The sequence below is a fragment of the Erwinia mallotivora genome (assembly GCF_000590885.1).
Lineage (GTDB): Bacteria > Pseudomonadota > Gammaproteobacteria > Enterobacterales > Enterobacteriaceae > Erwinia > Erwinia mallotivora.
In genome coordinates this window covers 91,176-113,823 of the sequence record NZ_JFHN01000045.1, presented here as the reverse complement: position 1 = coordinate 113,823, position 22,648 = coordinate 91,176, and the positions used below count along the sequence as shown (strand labels likewise).

The 22,648-nt window shown below is 53.8% G+C and carries 19 protein-coding genes; 14 read left to right on the top strand and 5 right to left on the bottom strand.

Annotation, left to right across the window (positions count from 1 at the left end; all coding sequences use genetic code 11):
* Positions 1 to 17: 17 nt before the first annotated feature.
* Positions 18 to 521: a GNAT family N-acetyltransferase gene (locus BG55_RS09345; RefSeq protein WP_034936829.1), complete on the top strand. Its 504-nt coding sequence runs from the start codon at positions 18 to 20 to the stop codon at positions 519 to 521.
* 14 nt (positions 522 to 535) lie between these two features.
* Here the strand turns inward: BG55_RS09345 and miaE are convergent, their stop codons facing one another.
* Together miaE and rraB are read right to left on the bottom strand one after the other, a co-directional pair.
* A complete protein-coding gene (miaE, locus tag BG55_RS09340) occupies positions 536 to 1,306 on the bottom strand; it encodes a tRNA isopentenyl-2-thiomethyl-A-37 hydroxylase MiaE (RefSeq protein WP_034936827.1) in 771 nt (256 codons plus the stop codon).
* A 117-nt stretch (positions 1,307 to 1,423) separates the two neighbouring features.
* Positions 1,424 to 1,840: a ribonuclease E inhibitor RraB gene (gene rraB, locus BG55_RS09335; protein WP_034936825.1), complete on the bottom strand. Its 417-nt coding sequence runs from the start codon at positions 1,838 to 1,840 to the stop codon at positions 1,424 to 1,426.
* 158 nt (positions 1,841 to 1,998) lie between these two features.
* Here rraB and argF (BG55_RS09330) point away from each other — a divergent pair, with 158 nt between their 5' ends.
* The gene (argF, locus tag BG55_RS09330) at positions 1,999 to 3,009 is read left to right on the top strand and encodes an ornithine carbamoyltransferase (RefSeq protein ID WP_034936823.1); all 1,011 of its coding nucleotides are present in this window, start codon (positions 1,999 to 2,001) and stop codon (positions 3,007 to 3,009) included.
* A gap of 60 nt (positions 3,010 to 3,069) precedes the next feature.
* On the opposite strand, the gene BG55_RS09325 is transcribed toward argF (BG55_RS09330), so the two are convergent.
* Positions 3,070 to 4,503 carry an alpha,alpha-trehalose-phosphate synthase (UDP-forming) gene (locus tag BG55_RS09325; RefSeq protein ID WP_034936821.1) on the bottom strand — a complete coding sequence of 478 codons (1,434 nt, stop codon included), beginning with the start codon at positions 4,501 to 4,503 and terminating at the stop codon, positions 3,070 to 3,072.
* A gap of 297 nt (positions 4,504 to 4,800) precedes the next feature.
* Between BG55_RS09325 and kup the strand changes: the two genes are divergently transcribed.
* From kup to BG55_RS09275, 10 genes are all read left to right on the top strand, one after another.
* On the top strand, positions 4,801 to 6,666 hold the full coding sequence (gene kup / locus BG55_RS09320; protein ID WP_034936820.1) for a low affinity potassium transporter Kup: 1,866 nt from the start codon (positions 4,801 to 4,803) through the stop codon (positions 6,664 to 6,666).
* A gap of 647 nt (positions 6,667 to 7,313) precedes the next feature.
* Positions 7,314 to 8,534 (top strand): arginine deiminase, encoded by a 1,221-nt coding sequence (gene arcA, locus BG55_RS09315; protein WP_034936818.1) that lies wholly within the window; start codon positions 7,314 to 7,316, stop codon positions 8,532 to 8,534.
* A gap of 15 nt (positions 8,535 to 8,549) precedes the next feature.
* Entirely contained in the window at positions 8,550 to 9,473 is a 924-nt protein-coding gene (gene arcC / locus BG55_RS09310; RefSeq protein WP_034936817.1) for a carbamate kinase, read from the top strand.
* Between the two features lie 13 nt (positions 9,474 to 9,486).
* Complete coding sequence (gene argF / locus BG55_RS09305) at positions 9,487 to 10,491, top strand: ornithine carbamoyltransferase (RefSeq protein WP_034936813.1); 1,005 nt, start codon at positions 9,487 to 9,489, stop codon at positions 10,489 to 10,491.
* A 59-nt stretch (positions 10,492 to 10,550) separates the two neighbouring features.
* The gene (locus tag BG55_RS09300; RefSeq protein ID WP_034936812.1) at positions 10,551 to 11,957 is read left to right on the top strand and encodes a YfcC family protein; all 1,407 of its coding nucleotides are present in this window, start codon (positions 10,551 to 10,553) and stop codon (positions 11,955 to 11,957) included.
* A 72-nt stretch (positions 11,958 to 12,029) separates the two neighbouring features.
* Positions 12,030 to 12,563 (top strand): arginine repressor, encoded by a 534-nt coding sequence (locus BG55_RS09295; protein WP_052018764.1) that lies wholly within the window; start codon positions 12,030 to 12,032, stop codon positions 12,561 to 12,563.
* 211 nt (positions 12,564 to 12,774) lie between these two features.
* Entirely contained in the window at positions 12,775 to 13,710 is a 936-nt protein-coding gene (gene pyrB, locus BG55_RS09290; RefSeq protein WP_034936810.1) for an aspartate carbamoyltransferase, read from the top strand.
* 9 nt (positions 13,711 to 13,719) lie between these two features.
* Complete coding sequence (gene pyrI / locus BG55_RS09285) at positions 13,720 to 14,184, top strand: aspartate carbamoyltransferase regulatory subunit (protein WP_034936808.1); 465 nt, start codon at positions 13,720 to 13,722, stop codon at positions 14,182 to 14,184.
* Positions 14,185 to 14,297: 113 nt separating this feature from the next.
* Positions 14,298 to 14,684: a 2-iminobutanoate/2-iminopropanoate deaminase gene (gene ridA / locus BG55_RS09280; protein ID WP_034936807.1), complete on the top strand. Its 387-nt coding sequence runs from the start codon at positions 14,298 to 14,300 to the stop codon at positions 14,682 to 14,684.
* Positions 14,685 to 14,985: 301 nt separating this feature from the next.
* A complete protein-coding gene (locus tag BG55_RS09275; protein ID WP_034936805.1) occupies positions 14,986 to 16,644 on the top strand; it encodes an alpha,alpha-phosphotrehalase in 1,659 nt (552 codons plus the stop codon).
* Positions 16,645 to 16,651: 7 nt separating this feature from the next.
* Here BG55_RS09275 and BG55_RS09270 read toward each other — a convergent pair whose 3' ends face one another.
* Complete coding sequence (locus BG55_RS09270) at positions 16,652 to 19,228, bottom strand: DEAD/DEAH box helicase (protein ID WP_034937372.1); 2,577 nt, start codon at positions 19,226 to 19,228, stop codon at positions 16,652 to 16,654.
* A 269-nt stretch (positions 19,229 to 19,497) separates the two neighbouring features.
* Here BG55_RS09270 and nrdD point away from each other — a divergent pair, with 269 nt between their 5' ends.
* Positions 19,498 to 21,636, top strand: a complete 2,139-nt coding sequence (gene nrdD, locus BG55_RS09265; RefSeq protein WP_034936804.1) for an anaerobic ribonucleoside-triphosphate reductase — start codon at positions 19,498 to 19,500, stop codon at positions 21,634 to 21,636.
* Positions 21,633 to 22,097, top strand: a complete 465-nt coding sequence (nrdG, locus tag BG55_RS09260) for an anaerobic ribonucleoside-triphosphate reductase-activating protein (protein ID WP_034936803.1) — start codon at positions 21,633 to 21,635, stop codon at positions 22,095 to 22,097. The genes nrdD and nrdG overlap by 4 nt, the downstream gene beginning before the upstream one ends.
* A gap of 19 nt (positions 22,098 to 22,116) precedes the next feature.
* Here the strand turns inward: nrdG and BG55_RS09255 are convergent, their stop codons facing one another.
* Positions 22,117 to 22,542, bottom strand: a complete 426-nt coding sequence (locus BG55_RS09255; protein WP_034936800.1) for a YhbP family protein — start codon at positions 22,540 to 22,542, stop codon at positions 22,117 to 22,119.
* Positions 22,543 to 22,648: the final 106 nt, after the last annotated feature.

The window sequence follows — 22,648 nt, the reverse complement described above, 5'->3', positions numbered from 1 at the left end:
GACAATGACAGATTATTATGACCCCGATCCCTTCAGCGAAAACAGAGATTCGCCTTATACAACCCGCCGACGATCGCCATATTGCCCGCGTCATTCGCGATGTTTCGGCCGAGTTTGGTCTTACCGCTGACAAAGGCTTTACCGTGGCCGATCCTGACCTTGATCGCTTGTTCGAACTCTACAGTGCCCCTGACAGCGCTTACTGGGTTATTGAGCACGATGGCGTCGTCGTCGGTGGCGGCGGCGTGGCTCCGCTGCTGTGCAGTGAGGCTGACGTCTGTGAACTGCAAAAAATGTACTTTATGCCGGTAATACGCGGAATGGGTATCGCCAGAAATCTGGCTGTGCAGGCGATGGCGTTTGCCCGCCAGCGGGGCTATAAACGCTGCTACCTGGAAACCACAGCCTCCCTGACGCGAGCAATCCGCCTGTATGAGCATCTTGGCTTTGAACATATCGACGCGCCGATGGGCTGCACCGGACACGTTGATTGCGAAGTACGGATGTTGCGACGGTTATAACCACAGCAGACAGGCTACTGCAGGCACCAGGCGGGCACACCGCTGTGAAAACGCAGCTCGTTATCTGGATCGTTAATCAGCCTGGCTTCCGTCTCACCAATCTTTCTTATCCGGTGAGAAAGATCGCCACCAGCAATCTGCGCCGCCAGCGCCAGATAATCCTGATAATGGCGCGCTTCGGAGCGCAGCAGCGAAATATAAAAAGCCGCCAGCTCGTTATCCAGATACGGAGCAAGGCTGGCAAACCGCTCACAGGATCGTGCTTCAATGTATGCACCGCAAATCAGCTTATCCACCAGCGTTTGCGGCTCATGCGTGGTGACTTCTGCCAGCAGGCCTCTGGCATAACGACTGGCGGTGATTTTGACATAGGGAATACATCTCTCCTGCATAATCTCCATGACCTGATAAAAGTGATGCAATTCCTCTTTTATCAGCAGCACCATTTTGTCCACCAGCGCATCGCCATAGCTGATTTCAGTGCGACTGACGATCATTTTTGACAAGCTTTTGTGCTCCGCAAGAAAAGCCAGATCGGCATCGCGGCTGTGAACAAACTGCTCCCAGGGTTTCAGCCAGGCAAGCAGTGCATTACCGCTTTCCTCATCGGCAACGTATTTGCGGATCAGCCACATTGCGGTCTGTGCTGCTTTCAGTTCACAAACCAGATGATCGGTTAATAACAGTGGGAGATTTTCCGGCTTACGTGCCTCATCAATCCACGCCTGGGGCGTGCGGCACAGTAAAAAGGCGTGGACAGGAGCCAGCAGGCGATCGGTATTCATGCGCTCAACGATTCCGTTGCAGGTGCGAGATTAACAGGTCTGTTCAGCAGCCGGGACAGGCTTTGTCCCGGCTCGAGGGGGGAAAACGGACATTTTCCTGGCTGATCTTGTCCTGACTCAGTGACGAACCCCGTTGTCATCCTCATCTTCCGGAAAGTCGTCCTCTTCATCTTCGGCATCCGGGTCTTCAAAGTAGGTTCCCCAGCCGTCGTAATCAACATTAAATTTACTTACCAGGCTGACTAACTGTTCAACCTGTGCGTCAATCAACTCTGCCTTCAGCGCCGATTCGCTCAGGATATCGCAGCACATCACTTTGCTGCCGTCTTCCAGCTCCAGCTCTTCCGGCTCCGTCACTTCATAGCCCAGTTTAAATGCTTCCACCGCCGCTTTTTCCAGCGCGTCGAAGCTGGGACAGGAGAAGTGATGCTCGATGGTGTAGAGCGCATCCGGGTCACTGCCATCTTCCAGCAGCTCTTCAATGATCAGTCGCGTCTCTTCCTGCTGCTCTTCCAGCAATGCTTTATTTGCCATGATCCGTTCCTCAGTATGTGGCATCTCATGCAAGTATTTTCCCACAGTGCCCTTCGCGCCACTACCTTTATCCAAAAGTTTCTGTAACGCAGGGTTGAAAATGCATATTCATACGGTTAAATTGAATTTAAATTCACAAAATCTTACCGGAGCACTTCATGAGTCAGTTCTGTCAACGCCATTTTCTCAGGCTGCTGGATTTCACCCCCGCGGAAATCACCGCCCTGCTGGCACTGGCCGCCACGCTGAAAACAGAGAAGAAAAAAGGTCAGGAAACACAATACCTGAAAGGTAAAAACATCGCGCTCATCTTCGAAAAAGACTCGACCCGTACCCGTTGCTCTTTCGAAGTTGCCGCTTACGATCAGGGTGCCAACGTGACTTATCTTGGTCCGAGCGGCAGCCAGATTGGACATAAAGAGTCCATGAAAGACACCGCCCGCGTGCTGGGCCGGATGTACGATGGTATTCAGTATCGCGGTCATGGTCAGGAGCTGGTTGAATCGCTGGCACAACATGCGGGCGTGCCGGTGTGGAACGGCCTGACCAATGAATTTCATCCTACCCAGTTGCTGGCCGATTTGCTGACCATGCAGGAACACCTGCCCGGAAAAGCTTTCAACGAAATGGTCTTTGCCTATGCAGGGGATGCCCATAACAACATGGGTAATACCATGCTGGAAGCCGCTGCCCTGATGGGATTTGATCTGCGTCTGGTGGCGCCAAAAGGCTGCTGGCCGGATGCCAGCCTGGTGGCTGAATGTCGCAAGGCGGCAGAGAAAACCGGCGGTAAAATCACCCTGACCGAGGATATTGCCGAAGGCGTGAACGGCGCAGATTTTATCTATACCGATGTGTGGGTGTCGATGGGCGAACCGAAAGAGGTCTGGCAGGAGCGTATTGCCCTGTTGCGGCCCTATCAGGTAAACCGCGCAATGCTGGCACTGACCGGCAATCCCCAGGTGAAATTTCTTCACTGCCTGCCGGCTTTCCACGACGACCAGACCACGCTGGGCCAGCAGATGGCAGAGCAGTACGATCTGCACGGCGGGATGGAAGTCACGGATGACGTGTTTGAATCTGCCCACAGCGTGGTGTTTGACCAGGCGGAAAACCGTCTGCACACCATTAAAGCCGTCATGGTGGCCACACTCTCCGGCCAGCATTAACCCTCGCCTGTGCCCCCTGCTATCGACCTGCCGGTTTCCCCGGCAGGTGACGGGCGGTGGCTAATATCTGATACGGTGCGTAAAGCAGGCGGAGAGCGCCATTCCTCCGCTCAGTGGCACCGCCGCCTCGCTTTCAATCGTCTCCAGGGCGGTAAGAAAAGATGCAGCCCACCAGTGGCAGTCCCAACGCTTAATACCTGCCATCAGCCGGGCATGCATTTTTTTACGTTCGCTGAGCGACAAATGCAGCGCGGTGTGAATCGCGTCGGCAATGGCGTCAGGATCGTAAGGGTTAACGATAATGGCACCGTCCATATGCTCCGATGCCCCGGCAAACTGCGACAGTATCAGCACGCCGGGGTTGGCCGGATCCTGTAGCGCAACATACATTTTTGCCATCAGGCTCATCCCGGCGATTAACGGTGTCACCACCGCCACCCGTGAGGCACGATAGATACCGGCCTGTTCTTCGCGGCTGTACTGCCGGGTGAGAAAGTTCACCGGATACCAGTCCAGCGTACCTTTCACCCCATTAAGTTCGCCGCACAGCGTTTCCAGCTCGTGGCTCATTTCCGCAGCCCGGTGAGAATACCCCGCCGACGGAGAAGCCAGCTGAAGCAGCATAATGTTACCCACGTATTCCTGATGCCGCCGCAGCAGGACCTCCATCGCGCTGATGCGATAAGGAAGCCCGGCGCTGTCATCAAGATGGCCTCCGCTGAGCACGGTATTTTCCGGCAGGGTTTCCCGGCACTCCTGCTCCGTTACCGTGCAGCCAGCGGTATGGCTGAGTGAATCGACATCGTCCAGGTCGATGCCCACCGGAAAAACGCCGGTGGTGATGATCCGGCCAAAGATACGAAAACAGGTGGCGCCCAGCCGCTCGGTACGAAATTCGCTTTCGACCCACAGTAGAAAATTTTTCATATCCTGTAAGGTCTGAAAACCTATCACATCGCAGCACAGCAGTGACTCAGCCAGCCAGCGCCAGTCCGGAATGGCTTCAAATCCCTGACCGGCAGGAAATGGCTGATGAAAGAAAAATCCCGTCCGGTTAGTCAGACCGGCATGACGAATAAGCTGAATGCAGGGGATCAGGTGGTAATCCTGCACCCAGATAACATCATCAGGCATGGCGTATTCCGCTATCGCCAGGGCATAAGCTTCGTTGAGTTTTCGGTATTGTGTCAGACCAGGCTGGCTGAAGCGCGCCAGGTCCGGGCGCTGATGAAATACGGGCCACAGTCCTTTATGGACATAACTCATATAACCATCCTGCAACTCCGCCTGACTGAGAGGAAAGGTCAGCGAGTCATAATCCTGGCCGCTGCTGAAGGTAAATTCTCGCGGCGTATCAGATGACACCTCTGCGGTTTTGCCATCCCAACCAATCCATAAACTCAAGCCATGACGACGGGTCAGTATGCTTTTATACAGGGCTGAAAGCGTGGAGGGATGAGACATATTATGAGAAACCAGAATCAAACCTGACATAACCTTTTCCTGATAACGCCTTCCCTGCCGGATGCAGAGAAACGGGTTGTGGTGGTACTGCTGACGCGGTTCATTAAACGGCTTCGGGTATAAAAAAAGCGTAAAAATATCAAGCGGGGAAGTAAAAAAACTGCTTAATAATGTTATCGTTCTGAAAGTAACTGGCACGGTAAATGTTGCAGACTTGCGATTTGGCATTAACTTTAAACCGACAGACACGCATGCCCTGTACTGCCCGCGCTGGTTTTTTTTGGGCTGTTCTGGCTCACGATAACTCACGGATAAAACGCATCTCTTATGACTTCAAAAAAACAGTCGCTTCCTGTAGCCATGCTGGCCGCAGCGGGCATCGTGTTTGGTGACATTGGCACCAGTCCGCTCTATACGCTGAAGGAGTGTCTCTCGATTCTGCCAGCCGGTGGCGTGACAGAAACGGCGATAATGGGCTTTCTTTCTCTGATTTTCTGGGGACTGACGCTGATCGTTACGGTCAAGTATGTCTGTTTTGTGATGCGGGCTGATATCGATGGCGAAGGCGGTATCCTGACCCTGATGTCGCTGGCGCGTCAAAGTGTCAAAGGGCGCGCCGTCCATCTGGTGGTGCTGGCCGGACTGACCGGCGGCGCTTTCTTTTATGGCGACGGCGTGATCACCCCGGCAATTTCGGTGATGTCCGCTATTGAGGGGATCGAAGTGGTCGCCCCGGCGCTGGACCGCTTTATTGTGCCGCTTTCCGTGGTTATTCTCGCGCTGCTGTTCATTATTCAGAAGCACGGCACCGAGCGGGTCAGCCGCGTTTTCGGACCGGTGATGCTGGTATGGTTCGTCACCCTGGCGGTACTGGGGATAAGAGGGATCATGATGAATCCGGGCGTGCTGCATGCGCTGAATCCGGCCTTTGCGCTGGAGTTTCTGCTCAGTCATAAAGCACTCTCCTTTGCCGCGCTGGGGATGGTCGTGCTGGCCGTTACCGGAGCGGAAGCGCTGTACGCCGACATGGGGCATCTGGGGAAAACGCCCATCAGAATGGCGTGGCTGGTTATCGCCATGCCCTCGCTGATACTGAATTATTTTGGCCAGGGAGCCCTGGTACTCGCCACGCCGGAAGCGGTTAAAAATCCCTTTTATCTGCTGGCACCCGGCTGGGCGCAGATCCCGCTGATTGTGCTCTCCACGCTGGCGACAGTGATAGCCGCGCAGTCGATTATCACCGGCGTTTACACCCTCACCCACCAGGCGATACGGCAGGGTTTTCTGCCGCCGATGCGCATCGTTTACACCTCGTCCACCGAATCCGGCCAGATTTATATCCCGGTGGTTAACTGGCTGTTGTTTGTCGCCGTTACGCTGATTATTTTTGCTTTCGAAAGCTCCTCGGCGCTCTCTGCGGCTTACGGCATTGTGGTCACCGGAACGATGGTACTGACCGCATTCCTGACCGGCATTGTGGCGTTCAGAAACTGGAAGTGGCCCCTGCCCGTGGCGCTCCTTTTCCTGCTCTGTATGCTGGTTATCGATGTCACGCTGTTCGGTGCGAACCTGATTAAACTCCTGTCAGGCGGCTGGGTGCCGGTGATGCTGGCAATGGTGATGCTGGTGCTGATGTTGATCTGGAGCAGTGAGCGCTCACGGCTTATCCGCCGTCTCAGTGACGACCCTGAAGGCCTCAGAGCAATGATTAACTCACTGGAAGCCTCGCCGCCAAAACGGGTGGAAGGCACCGCTATTTTTCTGACCAAAAAAGTCAGTGAGATCCCGCAGGCGCTGTTGCATAACCTGAAACACAATCGGGTCATGCACGAACGCATCGTCCTGTTGCATATCCGCACCACCGACAAACCGAGGGAATACAATCAGAATCGTATCGCTCTGCAACAGCTCTCACCAACTTTCTGGCAGGTGACCGCCTCCTACGGCTGGCATGAGGTGCCTGCCATGCAGGAGATCCTCCACCTTTGTGGGCTACAGGGATTTGGTTGCACGGTGAATGAAGCCTCATTTTTCACTTCTCACGATACGCTGGTAATGAAAAAGCGCCGGGGCCTGTCACGGCTTAAGGGCGGAATTTTCCATTTCTTCCAGCACAACGCGCTGCGGGCACATGAGCAGTTTATGATCCCGCCGAATCGGGTCATTGAGCTGGGCGGTCAGAAAGAGTTCTGATGCTAACGGCCCGGTTGCCTGATGGCAGCCGGGCCGTAAAAGGGATATTGACCGGCAAACCTGCCGTTTTCAGCGAGATTGATAATTATTCTGTTTTTAATCCGGATGGCAAAAAAAATCAAAAATAGTTATTCATCATTAATACATACCCTCAGCAAACTCCTTTCAACCCGCTTATTTAATTTCATGATTTACAGAAACAAAAAATAAAAACCTCAGTTTAATCACGAAAATAAAACCCGGCAAACAAGCAGACAAAAGAATAAATATCTTAGCTTTATAAAATAATCTGCAATAAAAATTCACCCTGATAAAACCCTCAATCAAAACCTGTCACAAAAGCAATATAAAACAGTAGGATAATAATTATTTTTTTCTTTTATTGTCAGCATCGGAAAAGCATCTGAAAAAATAAATCATCTTAACGCATTAAATATTCACTTCAATTAAAAAGAAAATAATAAAAACAATGACCATCATCAAGTCAGGATTGGTTTAATAAACCCCTGTATTTTTATGTGACATATGTCACGTTCAATATTCGGATGAAAATTATTATTCCTGCGCAAACACAATGCTAATGGCGTGCTCTTAATCGAAAGATTGAGTCACGGTGAGCGGTTAATGCTTAAAGCAGGTAATTCAATATGAAAAAACATTTTGTTGGCTCAGAAATAGGCCAGCTTCGTTCAGTGTTACTGCATCGGCCCCATTTAAGCCTGAAAAGACTGACACCTTCCAACTGCCAGTCTCTGCTGTTTGACGATGTGTTATCGGTAGAAAAGGCCGGGGAAGAGCACGACATATTTTCACAAACGCTACGGCAGCAGGGCGTTGAAGTTTTGTTGTTAACCGATCTGCTGTCCGAAACTCTGGCTAACGCGGAGGCAAAAAGCTGGCTACTCGACCAACAGGTTTCTGATTATACCCTTGGCCCCTCTTTTGCTGCCGATATCCGTGGCTGGCTGGCGGGAGTCGCTGACAGTCAGCTGGCCCACTATCTTTCCGGCGGCCTGACCTATGATGAAATCCCCCCGGCATTCAGCAATATGGCGATTGATCTGCACGCGCCGGATGATTTCATTATGGCACCGCTGCCCAATCATCTGTTCACCCGCGACACCTCCTGCTGGATTTATAACGGCGTCTCCATTAATCCGATGGCGAAAACCGCTCGTCAGCGGGAAACCAACAATCTGCGGGCCATCTATCGCTGGCACCCCGCTTTTCAGCAGGATGATTTCATTCACTATTTTAACGATGAAACCACCAACTATCAGCAGGCGACCCTGGAAGGCGGGGATGTACTGGTGCTGGGCAACGGCGCGGTGATGATTGGCATGTCGGAACGCACCACCTCCTGCGGTATTGAGTTTCTGGCCCGCTCACTGTTTCAGCATCAGCAGGCCAGCAGGGTCATCGCCATTGAGTTGCCCAGACACCGCGCCTGTATGCACCTTGATACGGTAATGACGCAACTCGACCACGATATTTTCTCTGTCTATCCGCAGGTGATTGACCGCAACACCCGCAGCTGGACGCTCACCAGCGACGGGCACGGCGGCCTGATCCGTAAAGAGGAAAGCAGCGTGATGCAGGCCATTGAGCACGCACTCAATCTCGATCATCTGCGGCTGATTACCACCGGCGGCGACCGCTTTGAAGCCGAACGTGAACAGTGGAACGACGCCAACAATGTGCTGACGGTGCGTCCGGGAGTGGTGATTGGCTATGAGCGCAATATCTGGACCAATGAGAAATATGACAAAGCAGGGGTTACCGTGCTGGCCATCCCCGGTAACGAACTGGGCAGAGGGCGCGGCGGAGCACGCTGCATGAGCTGTCCACTGGAACGTGACGGACTGTAAACAGAGGGATAAACAATGAGCAAACCATTACTGGTGGTGGCGCTGGGGGGCAATGCCCTGCTGAAACGCGGGGAACCGCTGGAAGCGGATATCCAACGCCGGAATATTGAACAGGCAGCCAGGGCAATTGCCACCCTGACTGCCGAATGGCGGATTGTTCTGGTGCACGGCAACGGGCCACAGGTCGGTCTGCTGGCCGTGCAGAACAGCAGTTGCGATCTGACGTCTCCCTGGCCACTGGACATTCTGGTAGCAGAAACCCAGGGGATGATCGGCTATCTGCTGCAACAGGCGCTGCGCAATTATCTGCCGCAAGCGCAAATCAGTACGCTGCTTACCCAGGTCGAAATTAGCCCAAACGATGCCGCATTTCGTAATCCGACCAAATACATCGGCCCGGTTTACTCGCCGCAGCAGGCACAGCAGGTGGCCGCTGAACAGGGGTGGACGATGAAAGCCGATGGTGAGTTTGTCCGTCGGGTGGTTCCCTCCCCCATGCCGGTCAGGATCGTAGAAGATCAGGCGATTCTGGCACTGACCGAACGGGGTCATCTGGTTATCTGCAACGGCGGTGGCGGCATCCCCGTAACAGGTAATTCACAGGGGCAATTCAGTGGCGTCGAGGCAGTGATTGATAAGGATCTCTCCGCCGCGCTGTTGGCGACGCAGCTTTCCGCTGACGCACTGCTGATCCTCACCGATGCGGATGCCGTCTATCTCGACTGGGGAAAACCTGACAGTCGCGCGCTGCGCCAGGTCACACCGGCCGACCTGCTGGGCATGACGTTTGACGCCGGATCGATGGGACCCAAAGTCGCCGCAGCCTGTGAATTTGTTACGCACTGCGCAGGAAGAGCCGGTATTGGCTCTCTGGCCGATGCCACCGACATTCTGAGTGGCCGTAAAGGCACGCTTATCACCAGCAGTTCAATGCATTAAAAAAGGAACCACTATGTCTGTTTCACTGCATAACCGTCATTTTCTGAAGCTGCTGGATTTTACCCGGCAGGAGATCCAGTACCTGCTCGATCTCTCTTTCTCACTGAAAAAAGCCAAATACAGCGGTAACGAGCAGCAAAAGCTGGTCGGCAAAAACATTGCGCTGATCTTCGAGAAAACCTCCACCCGCACCCGCTGTGCCTTTGAAGTCGCCGCCTTCGATCAGGGTGCGCAGGTGACTTACCTTGGCCCCAGCGGTTCACAGATTGGTCATAAAGAGTCAATGAAAGATACCGCCCGCGTATTAGGCAGAATGTACGACGGTATTGAGTATCGTGGTTTTGGTCAGCAAATCGTGGAAGAGCTGGCCGCCTTTGCGGGTGTACCGGTGTGGAACGGACTGACCGACGAATTCCATCCGACGCAGATCCTCGCCGATCTGATGACCATGCTGGAGCACGCACCCGGTAAACAACTGCATCAGATAGCCTTTGCTTACCTTGGCGATGCCCGCAACAACATGGGCAACTCCCTGATGGTTGGCGCAGCAAAAATGGGGATGGATATCCGTCTGGTGGCCCCCCAATCCTTCTGGCCTGATGAAGAACTGGTGGCCCGCTGTCGGCAACTGGCGAAGGAGAGCGGTGCCAGAATTGTGCTGACCGAGGATGTGGAAGAAGGCGTTGCCGGGGTCGATTTCCTCTATACCGATGTCTGGGTGTCAATGGGAGAAAGCAAAGACGCCTGGGCTGAGCGGGTGGCGCTGATGAAGCCCTATCAGGTCAATCAGGCGGTGCTGAAAGCCACGCAAAATCCCCAGGTAAAATTTATGCATTGCCTGCCAGCCTTTCATAACGAGCACACCCGGACCGGACGTGAAATCGAAATAGCTTATGGGCTGAAAGGCCTTGAAGTCACCGACGAGGTGTTCGAATCCCCGCATTCGATTGTCTTTGATGAAGCGGAAAACCGTATGCACACCATTAAGGCAGTGATGGTCGCCACCCTGGGTATGTAACAGAGGCTGCCACCCCCGGCACTGGTGGGTGGCATGTTAACGACAAAGGACGAGACGTTATGCATAAATTCAGCTTTCCTTCGGCGTATACCATTTTGCTGGTGCTGATTGTGGTGGTCGCCGGGCTGACGTGGATTATTCCTGCCGGACAGTACCAGATGGAGATGAATACCGCGCTCAATCAGGCCGTCCCCGTTGCCGGAACCTGGCACCCAACGCCGCCTCAGCCGCAAGGGCTGGTCGCGATCGTGCTGGCACCGGGTGATGGATTCTATAACCACCAGACCAACCAGGCCGGGGCGATTGATGTTGCACTGTTTATTCTGGTGATTGGCGGCTTTCTGGCGGTAGTCACTAAAACCGGAGCGATCGATGCGGGGATCGGGCGGGTGATGCTGCGCCTGCGCGGTAAAGAAGAGTGGATGATCCCGATTCTGATGGCGCTTTTTGCCGCAGGCGGCACCATTTATGGCATGACGGAAGAGTCACTGCCTTTTTATTCACTGATGGTGCCGGTGATGCTGGCGGCGGGTTTCGATGCCGTGGTAGCCGCCGCCGTGGTGATGCTGGGTGCCGGGATCGGCACCCTGGGATCGACAATCAACCCCTTCGCCACGGTGATTGCCTCTAATGCAGCGGGGATCTCCTTTACCGCGGGTACGGGGCTGCGGTTGATCATTCTGCTGGTCGGCTGGCTTATTTGCGTCGGCTGGGTGATGCGCTATGCCATTCGCGTGCGTAACTCGCCGGCCCGCTCGATCGTTGCCGATTTGCATGAGGAACACCGCGCTTTTTTTCTGCGAGGCCAGGCTGACGGTGCAATGCCAGCGTTCACCCCGCTGCGTAAAACAATCCTGCTGCTGTTTGCCATCGCCTTCGCCATTATGATCTACGGTGTCGCCGTGCAGGGATGGTGGATGGCCCACATTTCTGGCGTGTTTCTGGTGGCAGCCATCGTTACTGGTCTGATTGCCCGGATGAGCGAGAAAGAGCTGACCAGCACCTTTATTGAAGGTGCCAGGGATCTGCTGGGCGTGGCACTGATTATTGGTATTGCGCGCGGCATCGTGGTGGTAATGGATAACGGTATGATCACCCATACGGTGCTGCACTTTGCTGAAAAGATCGTCTCGGGCCTCTCTTCCGTGGGCTTTATCAGCGTGGTGTTTATGCTTGAGGGCGTGTTGTCGTTTCTGGTGCCGTCGTCGTCCGGCCTGGCGGTACTGACCATGCCGATTCTCGCCCCGCTGGCCGACTTTGCCAGCCTCAATCGTGACCTGGTGGTCACCGCCTATCAGTCAGCTTCCGGCCTGGTGAATCTGATTACCCCCACCTCTGCGGTGGTGATGGGCGGGCTGGCCATTGCCCGGGTGCCTTACATACGGTGGGTGAAGTGGGTAGCCCCGCTGTTATTGATCCTGCTGGTGCTGTTGCTGGCGGTGATGGGTGCCGGGGCCGCGTTATAACCTCATCATTCGACGAACTTTATTTACTGACCACGGCCTTATCCCCCACCCACCACAGCGTAGTATAAAGCGATGGTTAAAAAATCTACGGCAACACTTGAGAAAGAACAACAGCAGCTGGCGCTGTGTCGCCAGCTAATCGACAACCACCGGTTTCACAGTCAGCAGGAGATCAGGCAGGCGCTTCGCCAGCACGGCTACCGTGATATCAGCCAGTCAACGGTATCAAAGCTGTTGACGCTGCTTGACGTGATAAAAATCGCCGATGCCAGAGGAGAAAAAATTTACATGCTAAATCCGGTGCTACAGGTTAAACCGGATGCCGTCAGCCCGCTGTCAGCGATGATTATCAGCGCTGACTATAACCAGCACTTCGTTATCGTGCAGGTTATTGCCGGCTATGCCCGCGCCGTAGCGAGGGTCATTGAGCAAAGCGAGTTGGCGGAGATTCTGGGGATAGTGGCAACCAATAACAGCGTCTGGATTGCCCCACGCTGCCACCAGTTAACCCGCCAGCTGCATCGTCAGATTCTGAACGTGTTGAACCCCGCCAGCCCTGAAGAGGAACATCATTTTCCCTCTGGCTGGCAGGAGATTGCGCCTTGAAGTCAGGGCTAAAGCGCGTATAATTGCGCCCGTTTGCCGGGAGGAACTATGTTGTTAAACAGTGCTGAAATGCTTGCTCAGACACGCCTTTGTACCGGCGGGCAGCACCGTTTTTCCTTACCTGGTATCGTCGATCTTAAAAAAAAAAAGCCCCTCAGTTGAGGGGCTTTTTTTTGTCCGTTGACCAGTCACGGGGCTGAGGAGAAAGAAGATGGCTAACCCGCTCTACAAGAAACATATTATCTCGATTAACGATCTTGACCGTGCAGAGCTGGAGCTGGTGCTACGCACCGCTGCCAGTCTGAAGGCCAGACCACGACCGGAGTTACTGAAGCATACCGTGGTGGCAAGCTGCTTCTTTGAAGCCTCAACCCGTACCCGCCTCTCTTTCGAAACCGCCATGCATCGTCTTGGTGCTTCCGTCGTGGGCTTTGCCGACGGCAGCAACACCTCGCTGGGTAAGAAAGGCGAAACGCTGGCCGACACCATTTCTGTTATCGGTACTTATGTCGATGCCATTGTCATGCGCCATCCGCAGGAAGGCGCTGCCAGGCTGGCGACAGAATTCTCCGCAGGAGTACCGATTCTGAATGCCGGAGATGGTGCCAACCAGCATCCCACCCAAACCCTGCTCGACCTGTTTACCATTCAGGAAACCCAGGGGCGTCTGAACAATCTGAACATTGCCATGGTTGGCGATCTGAAATATGGCCGTACCGTGCACTCTCTGGCTCAGGCACTGGCGAAGTTTGACGGTAATCGTTTTATGTTTATTGCGCCAGATGCGCTGGCGATGCCCGCCTACATCACCGATATGCTGGATGAGAAAGGCATCAGCTGGAGCCGACACGACAGCATTGAAGAGGTGATCCCCCAGGTGGACATTCTGTATATGACCCGCGTTCAGAAAGAGCGGCTTGACCCGTCAGAATATGCCAATGTTAAAGCGCAGTTTATTCTGCGTGCCGCCGACCTGGCGGGTGCCCGCGAGCAGATGAAGGTGCTGCATCCACTGCCGCGCATTGATGAAATCACGCCAGACGTTGATAAAACCCCTCATGCCTGGTATTTCCAGCAGGCGGGCAACGGTATCTACGCACGCCAGGCACTGCTGGCTTTAGTGCTGTCCAGCGAACTGGCTCTGTAAGGAGGAATGATGTCACACGATAATAAATTGCAGGTGGAAGCGATAAAACGCGGCACGGTAATTGATCATATTCCGGCGCAAATCGGCTTTAAACTGCTGTCACTGTTTCGCCTGACCGAGACGGATCAACGTATTACCATCGGTCTGAATCTGCCCTCCGGCGAAATGGGACGCAAAGATCTGATCAAGATCGAAAATACCTTTCTGACTGACGATCAGATCAATCAGCTGGCGGTATATGCTCCCCACGCCACGGTTAATCGCATTGATAATTACGATGTGGTCGGCAAAATCGCCCCCACGCTGCCGGATAATATTGACCGCGTGCTGACCTGCCCGAACAGCAACTGTATCAGTCGTAGCGAGCCGGTAAACTCCAGCTTTGCGGTGAAAAAGCGTAATGATGACGTGCACTTAAAGTGCAAATACTGCGAGAAAGAGTTTGCTCACCATGTGGTGCTGGCGAACTGGTAATCAAGACCGGGCGGCTTATAATGGGCCGGATTCGGGGTGGATAAGAGCCTGCCTCTGCAGGCGTAATCGGCATTTACTCATCCCATTCATTCCCACGTTATCATGGAGAAACTATGTCCCGCGAAATCAGCACGAAAAATGCCCCGGCTGCTATTGGTCCCTACGTTCAGGGTGTTGACCTGGGCAGCATGATTATCACCTCTGGTCAGATTCCGGTCGATCCTGTCACTGGCAACGTGGCCGATGACGTGACGGCTCAGGCTCGCCAGTCGCTCGCCAATGTTAAAGCCATTGTGGAAGCGGCAGGGCTGAAAGTAGGCGATATCGTTAAGACCACGGTTTTCGTCAAGGATTTAAACGACTTCTCCACTGTGAATGCGGCCTATGAAGCCTTCTTTACGGAACATGACGCCAGCTTCCCGGCCCGTTCCTGTGTGGAAGTGGCGCGTCTGCCAAAAGATGTCAAAATCGAAATCGAAGCTATCGCCATCCGTCGTTAAGACCCATACCTCTCCCCGGCGTGGGAGAGGTATGATTGCGGTTAAGTCACAGGTTGTTATCAACGCCCCTCCCCCATTGACAAATTTTTTCACTTTCTCAGTCACTCAGACCATTTCACCCTGGCCGTTAATGGCTAACCTTAGTAAGAGCTGAACGCACAGGCCTGAACAGTTCGCACCGGTGTACCACACCAGGCGTCTCTGTGGCGCTGAAGGTAAACCAGCCTGACCGGACTGGCTCTGAAAAGAAAAAACCGTCTTATAGCTGCAAAACTTTTCACCTGATAATCAGGACTGAGCAATGACTAAAACTCCACCGTGGTGGCAAAACGGCGTTATTTATCAAATTTATCCCAGGAGCTTTCAGGATACCTCCGGAAGCGGTACCGGCGATCTTGCCGGGGTTATCCAGCATCTTGATTATCTTAAAGAGCTGGGCGTGGATGCAATCTGGCTGACACCTTTCTATATCTCCCCGCAGGTGGATAACGGCTATGACGTGGCGAACTATACCGCTATTGACCCGCAATTTGGCACTCTGGCCGACTTTGATAACCTGGTGGAAGAGACGCACAGGCGTGGGATGCGGCTGATTCTGGACATGGTGTTCAATCACAGCTCAACCCAGCATCACTGGTTTCATGAGGCACTGGATCCCACCAGCCCCTACCGCTCTTACTATATCTGGCGCGACGCCAGGCCAGACGGCCCACCCAATAACTGGTTGTCGAAATTCGGCGGCAGCGCCTGGCGCTGGCACCCCGAAAGCGGCCAGTACTACATGCACCTGTGGGCGCCGGAGCAGGCCGATCTCAACTGGGAGAATGAGAGCCTGCGCGCAGAGCTGAAACAGATTGTGAACTTCTGGGCAGATCGTGGCATCGACGGGTTGCGCCTGGACGTGGTGAATCTGGTCTCCAAGCCACAGGATTTTCCTGACGATCCCAGCGGCGACGGCTTACGGTTTTATACCGACGGACCACGCATTCATCAATTTATGCAGGAGATGAGCCGCGATGTCTTTCGCCCACGTGAGCTGATGACGGTCGGTGAAATGTCTTCTGCCACGCTGGAACACTGCCAGCGTTACGGCAATCTGAACGGCGAAGAGCTGTCGATGGTGTTCAGTTTCGATCACGTTGAGGTGGATTTTTATCAGGGGCAGAAATGGACCCTGACCCCGTTAGATCTGGTGGCGCAAAAAGCAATTTTTAGCCACTGGCAGAAGGGAATGCACAATCAGGCATGGAATGCGCTGTTCTGGTGTAATCACGACCAGCCACGGGTGGTGTCCCGCTGGGGAGATGAGGGGGAATATCGCGTTAAGTCGGCCAAAATGCTGGCAATGGTTCTGCACGGTATGCAGGGGACACCCTATATTTTTCAGGGCGAGGAGCTGGGGATGACCAATCCGCACTTTACCCGCATCATCGACTACCGGGATATTGAAAGCCATAACATGTATGCAGAATTACGTTCGCAAGGGCGCGACAGTGATAATTTACTGGCCATCCTTGCCAGTAAATCGCGCGATAACGGTCGCACCCCTATGCCCTGGCACGCCGGTGAGAATGGCGGTTTTACCACCGGCACCCCGTGGATTGGCATGTGCGATAATCTGGAAACGGTCAATGCTGAAGCCGCTCTGGCTGACAAAAACTCGGTTTTTTACACCTATCAACAGCTCATTCAGTTACGCAAGCGCTATGCGATTCTCACCTGGGGGGACTACCTCGATCTGCTGCCAGACCACGCTTATCTGTGGTGCTATTGCCGCCGCCATAACGATGAAACACTGGTGGTGGCCGCCAATTTCAGTGGGGATACGCAGGTCTGGCATCCCCCCGCTTACAGTGGTCACTGGGAGGTGTTGGCGGGTAATTATCCCGACACCCATGTCACGCCGGGCGAGGTGATGTTACGTCCCTGGGAGGCTGTCTGGTGGTATCAGAAGCAATGAGCCGCGCTTACAGCGGCTCGAACAGCATGGCGAGATCTTCACTGCTGAACAGGGTGGCATCACCCAGTTCATCCTGCAAAATGCCATCCGCCAGCTCGGCTTTCTGCTGCTGGAGCGCCACGATTTTTTCTTCGATGCTGCCAGCCGCGATCAGTTTATAAACGAAGACCGGCTTATCCTGCCCAAGCCGCCAGGCCCGGTCTGTGGCCTGATTTTCAGCCGCCGGGTTCCACCAGGGATCGTAGTGGATCACCGTATCAGCCGCCGTCAGGTTCAGCCCCACGCCGCCGGCTTTCAGGCTAATCAGAAATACCGGCACCTCACCATCCTGGAAACGCTGTACCGGGGTAGTGCGATCGCGTGTGCTGCCGGTCAGGGTGACAAACGGGATGCCCGACTTTTGCAGTTCACCGGCAATCAGCGTCAGCATTGAGGTGAACTGAGAGAAAATCAGAATACGGCGATCTTCTGCCAGCAGATCGCTGAGCATTTCACGCAGCAGCGCCAGCTTGGCGGAGGAGTGCATTTTTCGTGCACTGTCACTGTTGACCAGCCGGGGATCGCAACAGATTTGCCGCAGTTTTAGCAGCGCATCCAGCACCAGCAGATGGCTACGGCCTGCGCCCTGCTGTTCCACCGCCAGCCTGACCCGATCCTGCATAGCGCTGCGCACCGCTTCATACAGTTCCAACTGCGCGCCTTCCAGTCGGACAGAACGGACAATGGTGTTTTTGGGCGGTAGCTCTTTTGCCACATCCTGCTTACGCCGTCGCAGCATAAATGGTCGCACCAGCCTTGCCAGCAACGCACGGCGCACCCGATCGCCGTTACGCTCAATCGGAATACGCCACTCCTGGGTAAATTGCTTTTCATTACCCAGAAACCCCGGCAGCAGAAAGTCAAACTGCGACCAAAGCTCACCAAGATGATTTTCCAGTGGCGTACCGGTAAGACAGAGCCGGTGCCGGGCTTTCAGCGAGCGGATCACCGAAGAGGCGCGGGAGGCGCTGTTTTTTACATACTGCGCTTCATCAAGGATTAACAGATGATAGCTGTGACTGAGCAGCTGCGGCTGGTCGCGCCATAAAAGAGAGTAGGTGGTCAGCACCACATCGTGCTGTTCAATCTGGTCGTAGAAATCTTTGCGCTGCGAACCGGTCAGGGCCAGCACCCGCAAATCCGGAGCGAAACGGCCGGCCTCCTGCGTCCAGTTGTAAACCAGCGTAGTGGGCACCACAATCAGTGCAGGACGATCCAGCCTTCCGGCTTCTTTTTCCAGCAGCAGATGAGCCAGCGTCTGAATGGTTTTTCCTAATCCCATATCATCAGCCAGTACGCCGCACAGGTTTTGCGCGCGTAAAAACTGCATCCAGTTCAGCCCATGCTGCTGGTAATCGCGCAGTTGCGCCTTTAACCCCTGTGGCGGATTTACCGCTGTCAGCCCCTCGCGGTTGCCTGACAGGCTGGCCAGCTGATAAGCCCCACTGTCTACCTGAAACTGCCAGTCGCCACTTTCACTCAGTGCGATGAGTCTGCCTGCTTCACAGGGGGCGATGCGCAATGGCCCGACGGCATTTTCAGACAGTCGGTCAACCAGGTTTCCCACCACATTTTTAAGATGATCTGCCGTAATATGCAGCCGCTCATCGCGATCGCTGCGCAGCTCAATGATTTCCCGATCCGGAATGACCGACAGATCGCCGGAAAGCCAGCGCCGGTCCCTCTTCAACAGCCCGGCCAGCAACGGTTGCAAATCAATCCTGCGCTGCCCTACGCTGAGATCCAGCGCCAGATCAAACCAGCCGTCATTGCTCTGCACCACTCGGCCATCGATACCGGCGATATCAATCACATTCCAGGTAAAGTCATCCTCCATGCTGACCTGCCAGCCACGCTCAGCGAATTGTGGCAGCGCCAGACGAATGAAATCACGCCACTGCGCGGGAGATTCCGGCACGAAGATGGCAGGCGGCAGCGGCGCGGTTGCCGGGGTGTAGATATGTCCTGAAGAGAGGGTTTGTAAACCGGCCGCATTGATCTCATTCAGCCAGTTTTGCTCCTGTTGATACTGCCGTTCAATATGGAAAAGCTGGCCCCGATCATCAGTGAAGTGTTCACCCTCACTGCCCGCCGCGACGCGAACGCCAGCATAATCAAAGTGCACGGCAGCAAAGTCCAGGCGCTTCTGTCGGTGACCATAGTGTCCGAAGCCGCTGACAAATTTTGTGCGGGTTTCCAGGCGCAGGATCGGAACGGGATTAACAGAAAGCGTTTTTGCCACAGGCGCTGGCGTCTGAACTGCGGACTGCCGTTGCAGATGAGCCAGCATGACTGCTGCCACATGACGACAATTATTTCTGACCGGACAGGTGCATTCGCCGCTGGCATGGAGCTGCCCCTGTGGCAGGCTGAAATGCACCATCACCTGAAAAGGTTCAATCTGTCTTCCGGGAACCTCCCCGGTTAACAGATTATTTTGCCACTGAATATTCTGCGCTTTTTCGATCAGCCCTTTCGCCCTGGCAACGCTTCGCGCACCAATCCAGCGGCTGACCTGTTTTTCATTGTACGTCACAGAAGGCATCTGAAAATATCCCGGAATAATCAGAGCAAAGGCGTAAGTGCTCTGCATAACAGGCAATGATAGGGAACCCGCTGCCGGGAATGCAACCTTGAGACGTGAGGTAGCAGACAAAAAAATTACCGCCAGCCTGGCTGATTAAGTTTGCAGCACCGTTTTTCAATCTTTGCTCAGGGTCAATAAACTGGTGGTTATATCAGGCGAAAACACAATATATAGCGTTTAATATCCACCTCACGTTCTACATATAGTTTTCCGCCCGGAGAGTAATAATGGTTTCAATGGTCATTAAGCGAGATGGCTGCACAGTCACCTTTGATGAAGCACGAATTCTGGATGCGATTAAAGGCGCAGCCCGGGCAGCTGAAATTAACGATAATGATTATTGCGCTCAGGTGACCAGCCAGATTTGCCGGCAGTTACAGACGCAGCAACGGCTTGATATCCATGATATTCAGAAAGCGGTAGAAAATACGCTGATGGCCGGGCGCTATCCTGAACTGGCGCGAACTTACATCGAATATCGTCATGACCGGGATATCGCTCGTGAACTGCGAGGCAAACTGAATAAGGAGATTCAGGGACTGGTTGAACAGACCAACCCGGCTTTGTTGCATGAGAATGCGAATAAAGACAGCAAGGTGATCCCTACCCAGCGCGATCTGCTGGCTGGCATTGTGGCCAAACATTATGCCACCCAACATATGTTGCCACGCGATGTGGTCAGAGCACATGAGCGTGGCGAAATCCACTATCACGATCTCGATTACTCGCCGTTTTTCCCGATGTTCAACTGCATGCTGATCGACCTGAAAGGCATGCTTACTCACGGTTTTAAAATGGGCAATGCAGAAATTGAGCCGCCCAGGTCAATCTCGACGGCCACAGCGGTAACCGCACAGATCATCGCCCAGGTCGCCAGCCATATCTACGGCGGCACAACCATTAACCGTATTGATGAAGTGCTGTCGCCTTTTGTGGAGGCCAGTCTGGAGAAACACCGTCAGACCGCACAAAAATGGCAGATTGCCGATGCTGAAGCTTACGCCCGTGCCAGTACCGAGAAGGAGTGTTTTGATGCATTCCAGTCGCTGGAGTATGAGGTCAATACGCTGCACACGGCCAACGGACAGACGCCATTTGTCACTTTTGGTTTTGGCCTTGGCACCAGTTGGTCTGCGCGCCTGGTACAACAATCTGTTTTGCGTAACCGCATTGCCGGTCTGGGCAAAAATCATAAAACAGCGGTGTTCCCGAAGCTGGTGTTCGCCATTAAAGAGGGCCTGAACCGATCCCCGGGAGACTGCAATTACGACATCAAACAGCTGGCGCTGGAGTGTGCCAGTAAAAGGATGTATCCCGATATCCTTAACTATGAGCAGGTGGTGAGGGTCACAGGCTCATTCAAGACGCCGATGGGTTGCCGCAGTTTCCTTGGACCATGGGAAGAAAATGGCAGGCTGGTGCACGAAGGCCGCAATAATATTGGGGTGATCAGTATTAATCTGCCCCGTCTCGCGCTGGAGGCCAGAGGCGATGAAGCGGCATTCTGGGATTATCTTGATCAGCGCCTGCTGCTGGCGAAGAAAGCACTGATGACCCGCATTGCCCGGCTGGAAAATATTAAAGCCCGCGTCGCCCCCATTCTTTATATGGAAGGTGCCTGCGGCGTTCGGTTACAGGCTGATGAGAATGTGGCGGAGATTTTTCGTCATGGCCGTGCTTCCATTTCACTCGGCTATATCGGTATTCATGAAACCATCAATGCGCTCTACGGCAGTAAAACCCATCTGTATGATGACCCGATACGACGGGAAAAGGCGCTGGCTATAGTCGGCCATCTGCGTCAGGCGGTGGATGCCTGGAAAGAGGAGACCGGTTATGGCTTCAGCCTGTACAGTACGCCCAGCGAAAATCTCTGCGATCGTTTCTGTCGGCTGGATACCGCCGAGTTTGGCGTGATCAGTGGCGTAACGGATAAAGGTTACTACACCAACAGCTTCCATCTGGATGTAGAGAAGAAGGTGAATCCCTATGACAAAATCGACTTTGAGGCGGCTTATCCTCCTCTCGCCAACGGCGGCTTTATCTGTTACGGGGAATATCCCAATATCCAGCACAATCTGAAGGCGCTGGAAGATGTCTGGGATTACAGCTACAGCCGTGTCCCCTATTACGGCACTAATACGCCGATTGATGAGTGCTACGACTGCGGTTTTACCGGTGAATTTTCCTGTACCAGCAAGGGTTTTACCTGCCCGAAATGTGGCAATCACGAACCCTCAAGAGTTTCTGTTACCCGCAGAGTGTGCGGCTATCTGGGTAGTCCTGATGCCCGTCCGTTTAATGCCGGTAAGCAGGAAGAGGTGAAACGTCGTGTTAAACATATGGCGACCGGACAACTGGAGTGAATATTCATCAGTATTATCCGGTGGATATTGTTAACGGGCCGGGCACACGCTGCACGCTGTTTGTTGCGGGTTGTGAACATCGGTGTATCGGCTGCTACAACCAGCGAACCTGGCGACTTTCGTCAGGTTTTCCCTTTACCATTCAGCAGGAAGAACAGCTGATTGCCGATCTCAATGACACGCGCATCCCTCGTCAGGGGTTGTCACTATCGGGCGGCGATCCGCTGCATCCGGCCAACGTGGCCGATGTACTGAGGTTAGTGAAACGAGTTCGGCGCGACTGTCCGGGTAAGGATATCTGGCTGTGGACAGGTTACCGGCTGGAGGAACTGAGTGCATCACAGCAGGCTGTTGCTGAGATAATCAATGTGCTGGTGGACGGACAGTTTATTCAGGCGCTGAAAGATCCTTCGCTACTCTGGCGCGGGAGCAGCAATCAGGTCATTCACTATCTTCGCTAGCGCTGAGCCAAAGGTTCGTTTATCGCTGCCAGTGCAATTTCTTGCCAAATCCCAGCGTATTATCGGTCATTTTCAGTTCGTCGATTTGTATCTCCCACAAGGGTGCCGACACTTTTATCGCCACCGGAAAACGTTTGACGTAAGCTTTGTGCGCCAGCGCCTGAGCTTCCCCCTCCAGCAGCCGGATCCTGCCAGAGTACTGCACACCTTTTATCAGCAGGATACTTTTCGGCTGGCCATTGATGGTGCCGGCCACCTGCGATTCAGCAGCAAACTGCTCACCGTGTCGGGTGGTCTTTTCCGTCATGATCCAGAACACTACCGCTTGTGGATCAAAGATGTAAAAACAGTTGGCACACCATACGGGTGTCCCGCCACAGACCGAGAGAACATGCTGTTTTTGCAGATAACGGGCAATAGCAGCAAGAGGCTGAGAATCAGTCATCTTTATCTTCCTGAAATATAATCATTATTTTGTTATCTGCTCTCATGACAAAATGAAAAAGCGTGGTGGCTGGCTGAGCTGATAGAATTGACAGGTTATGCTACGA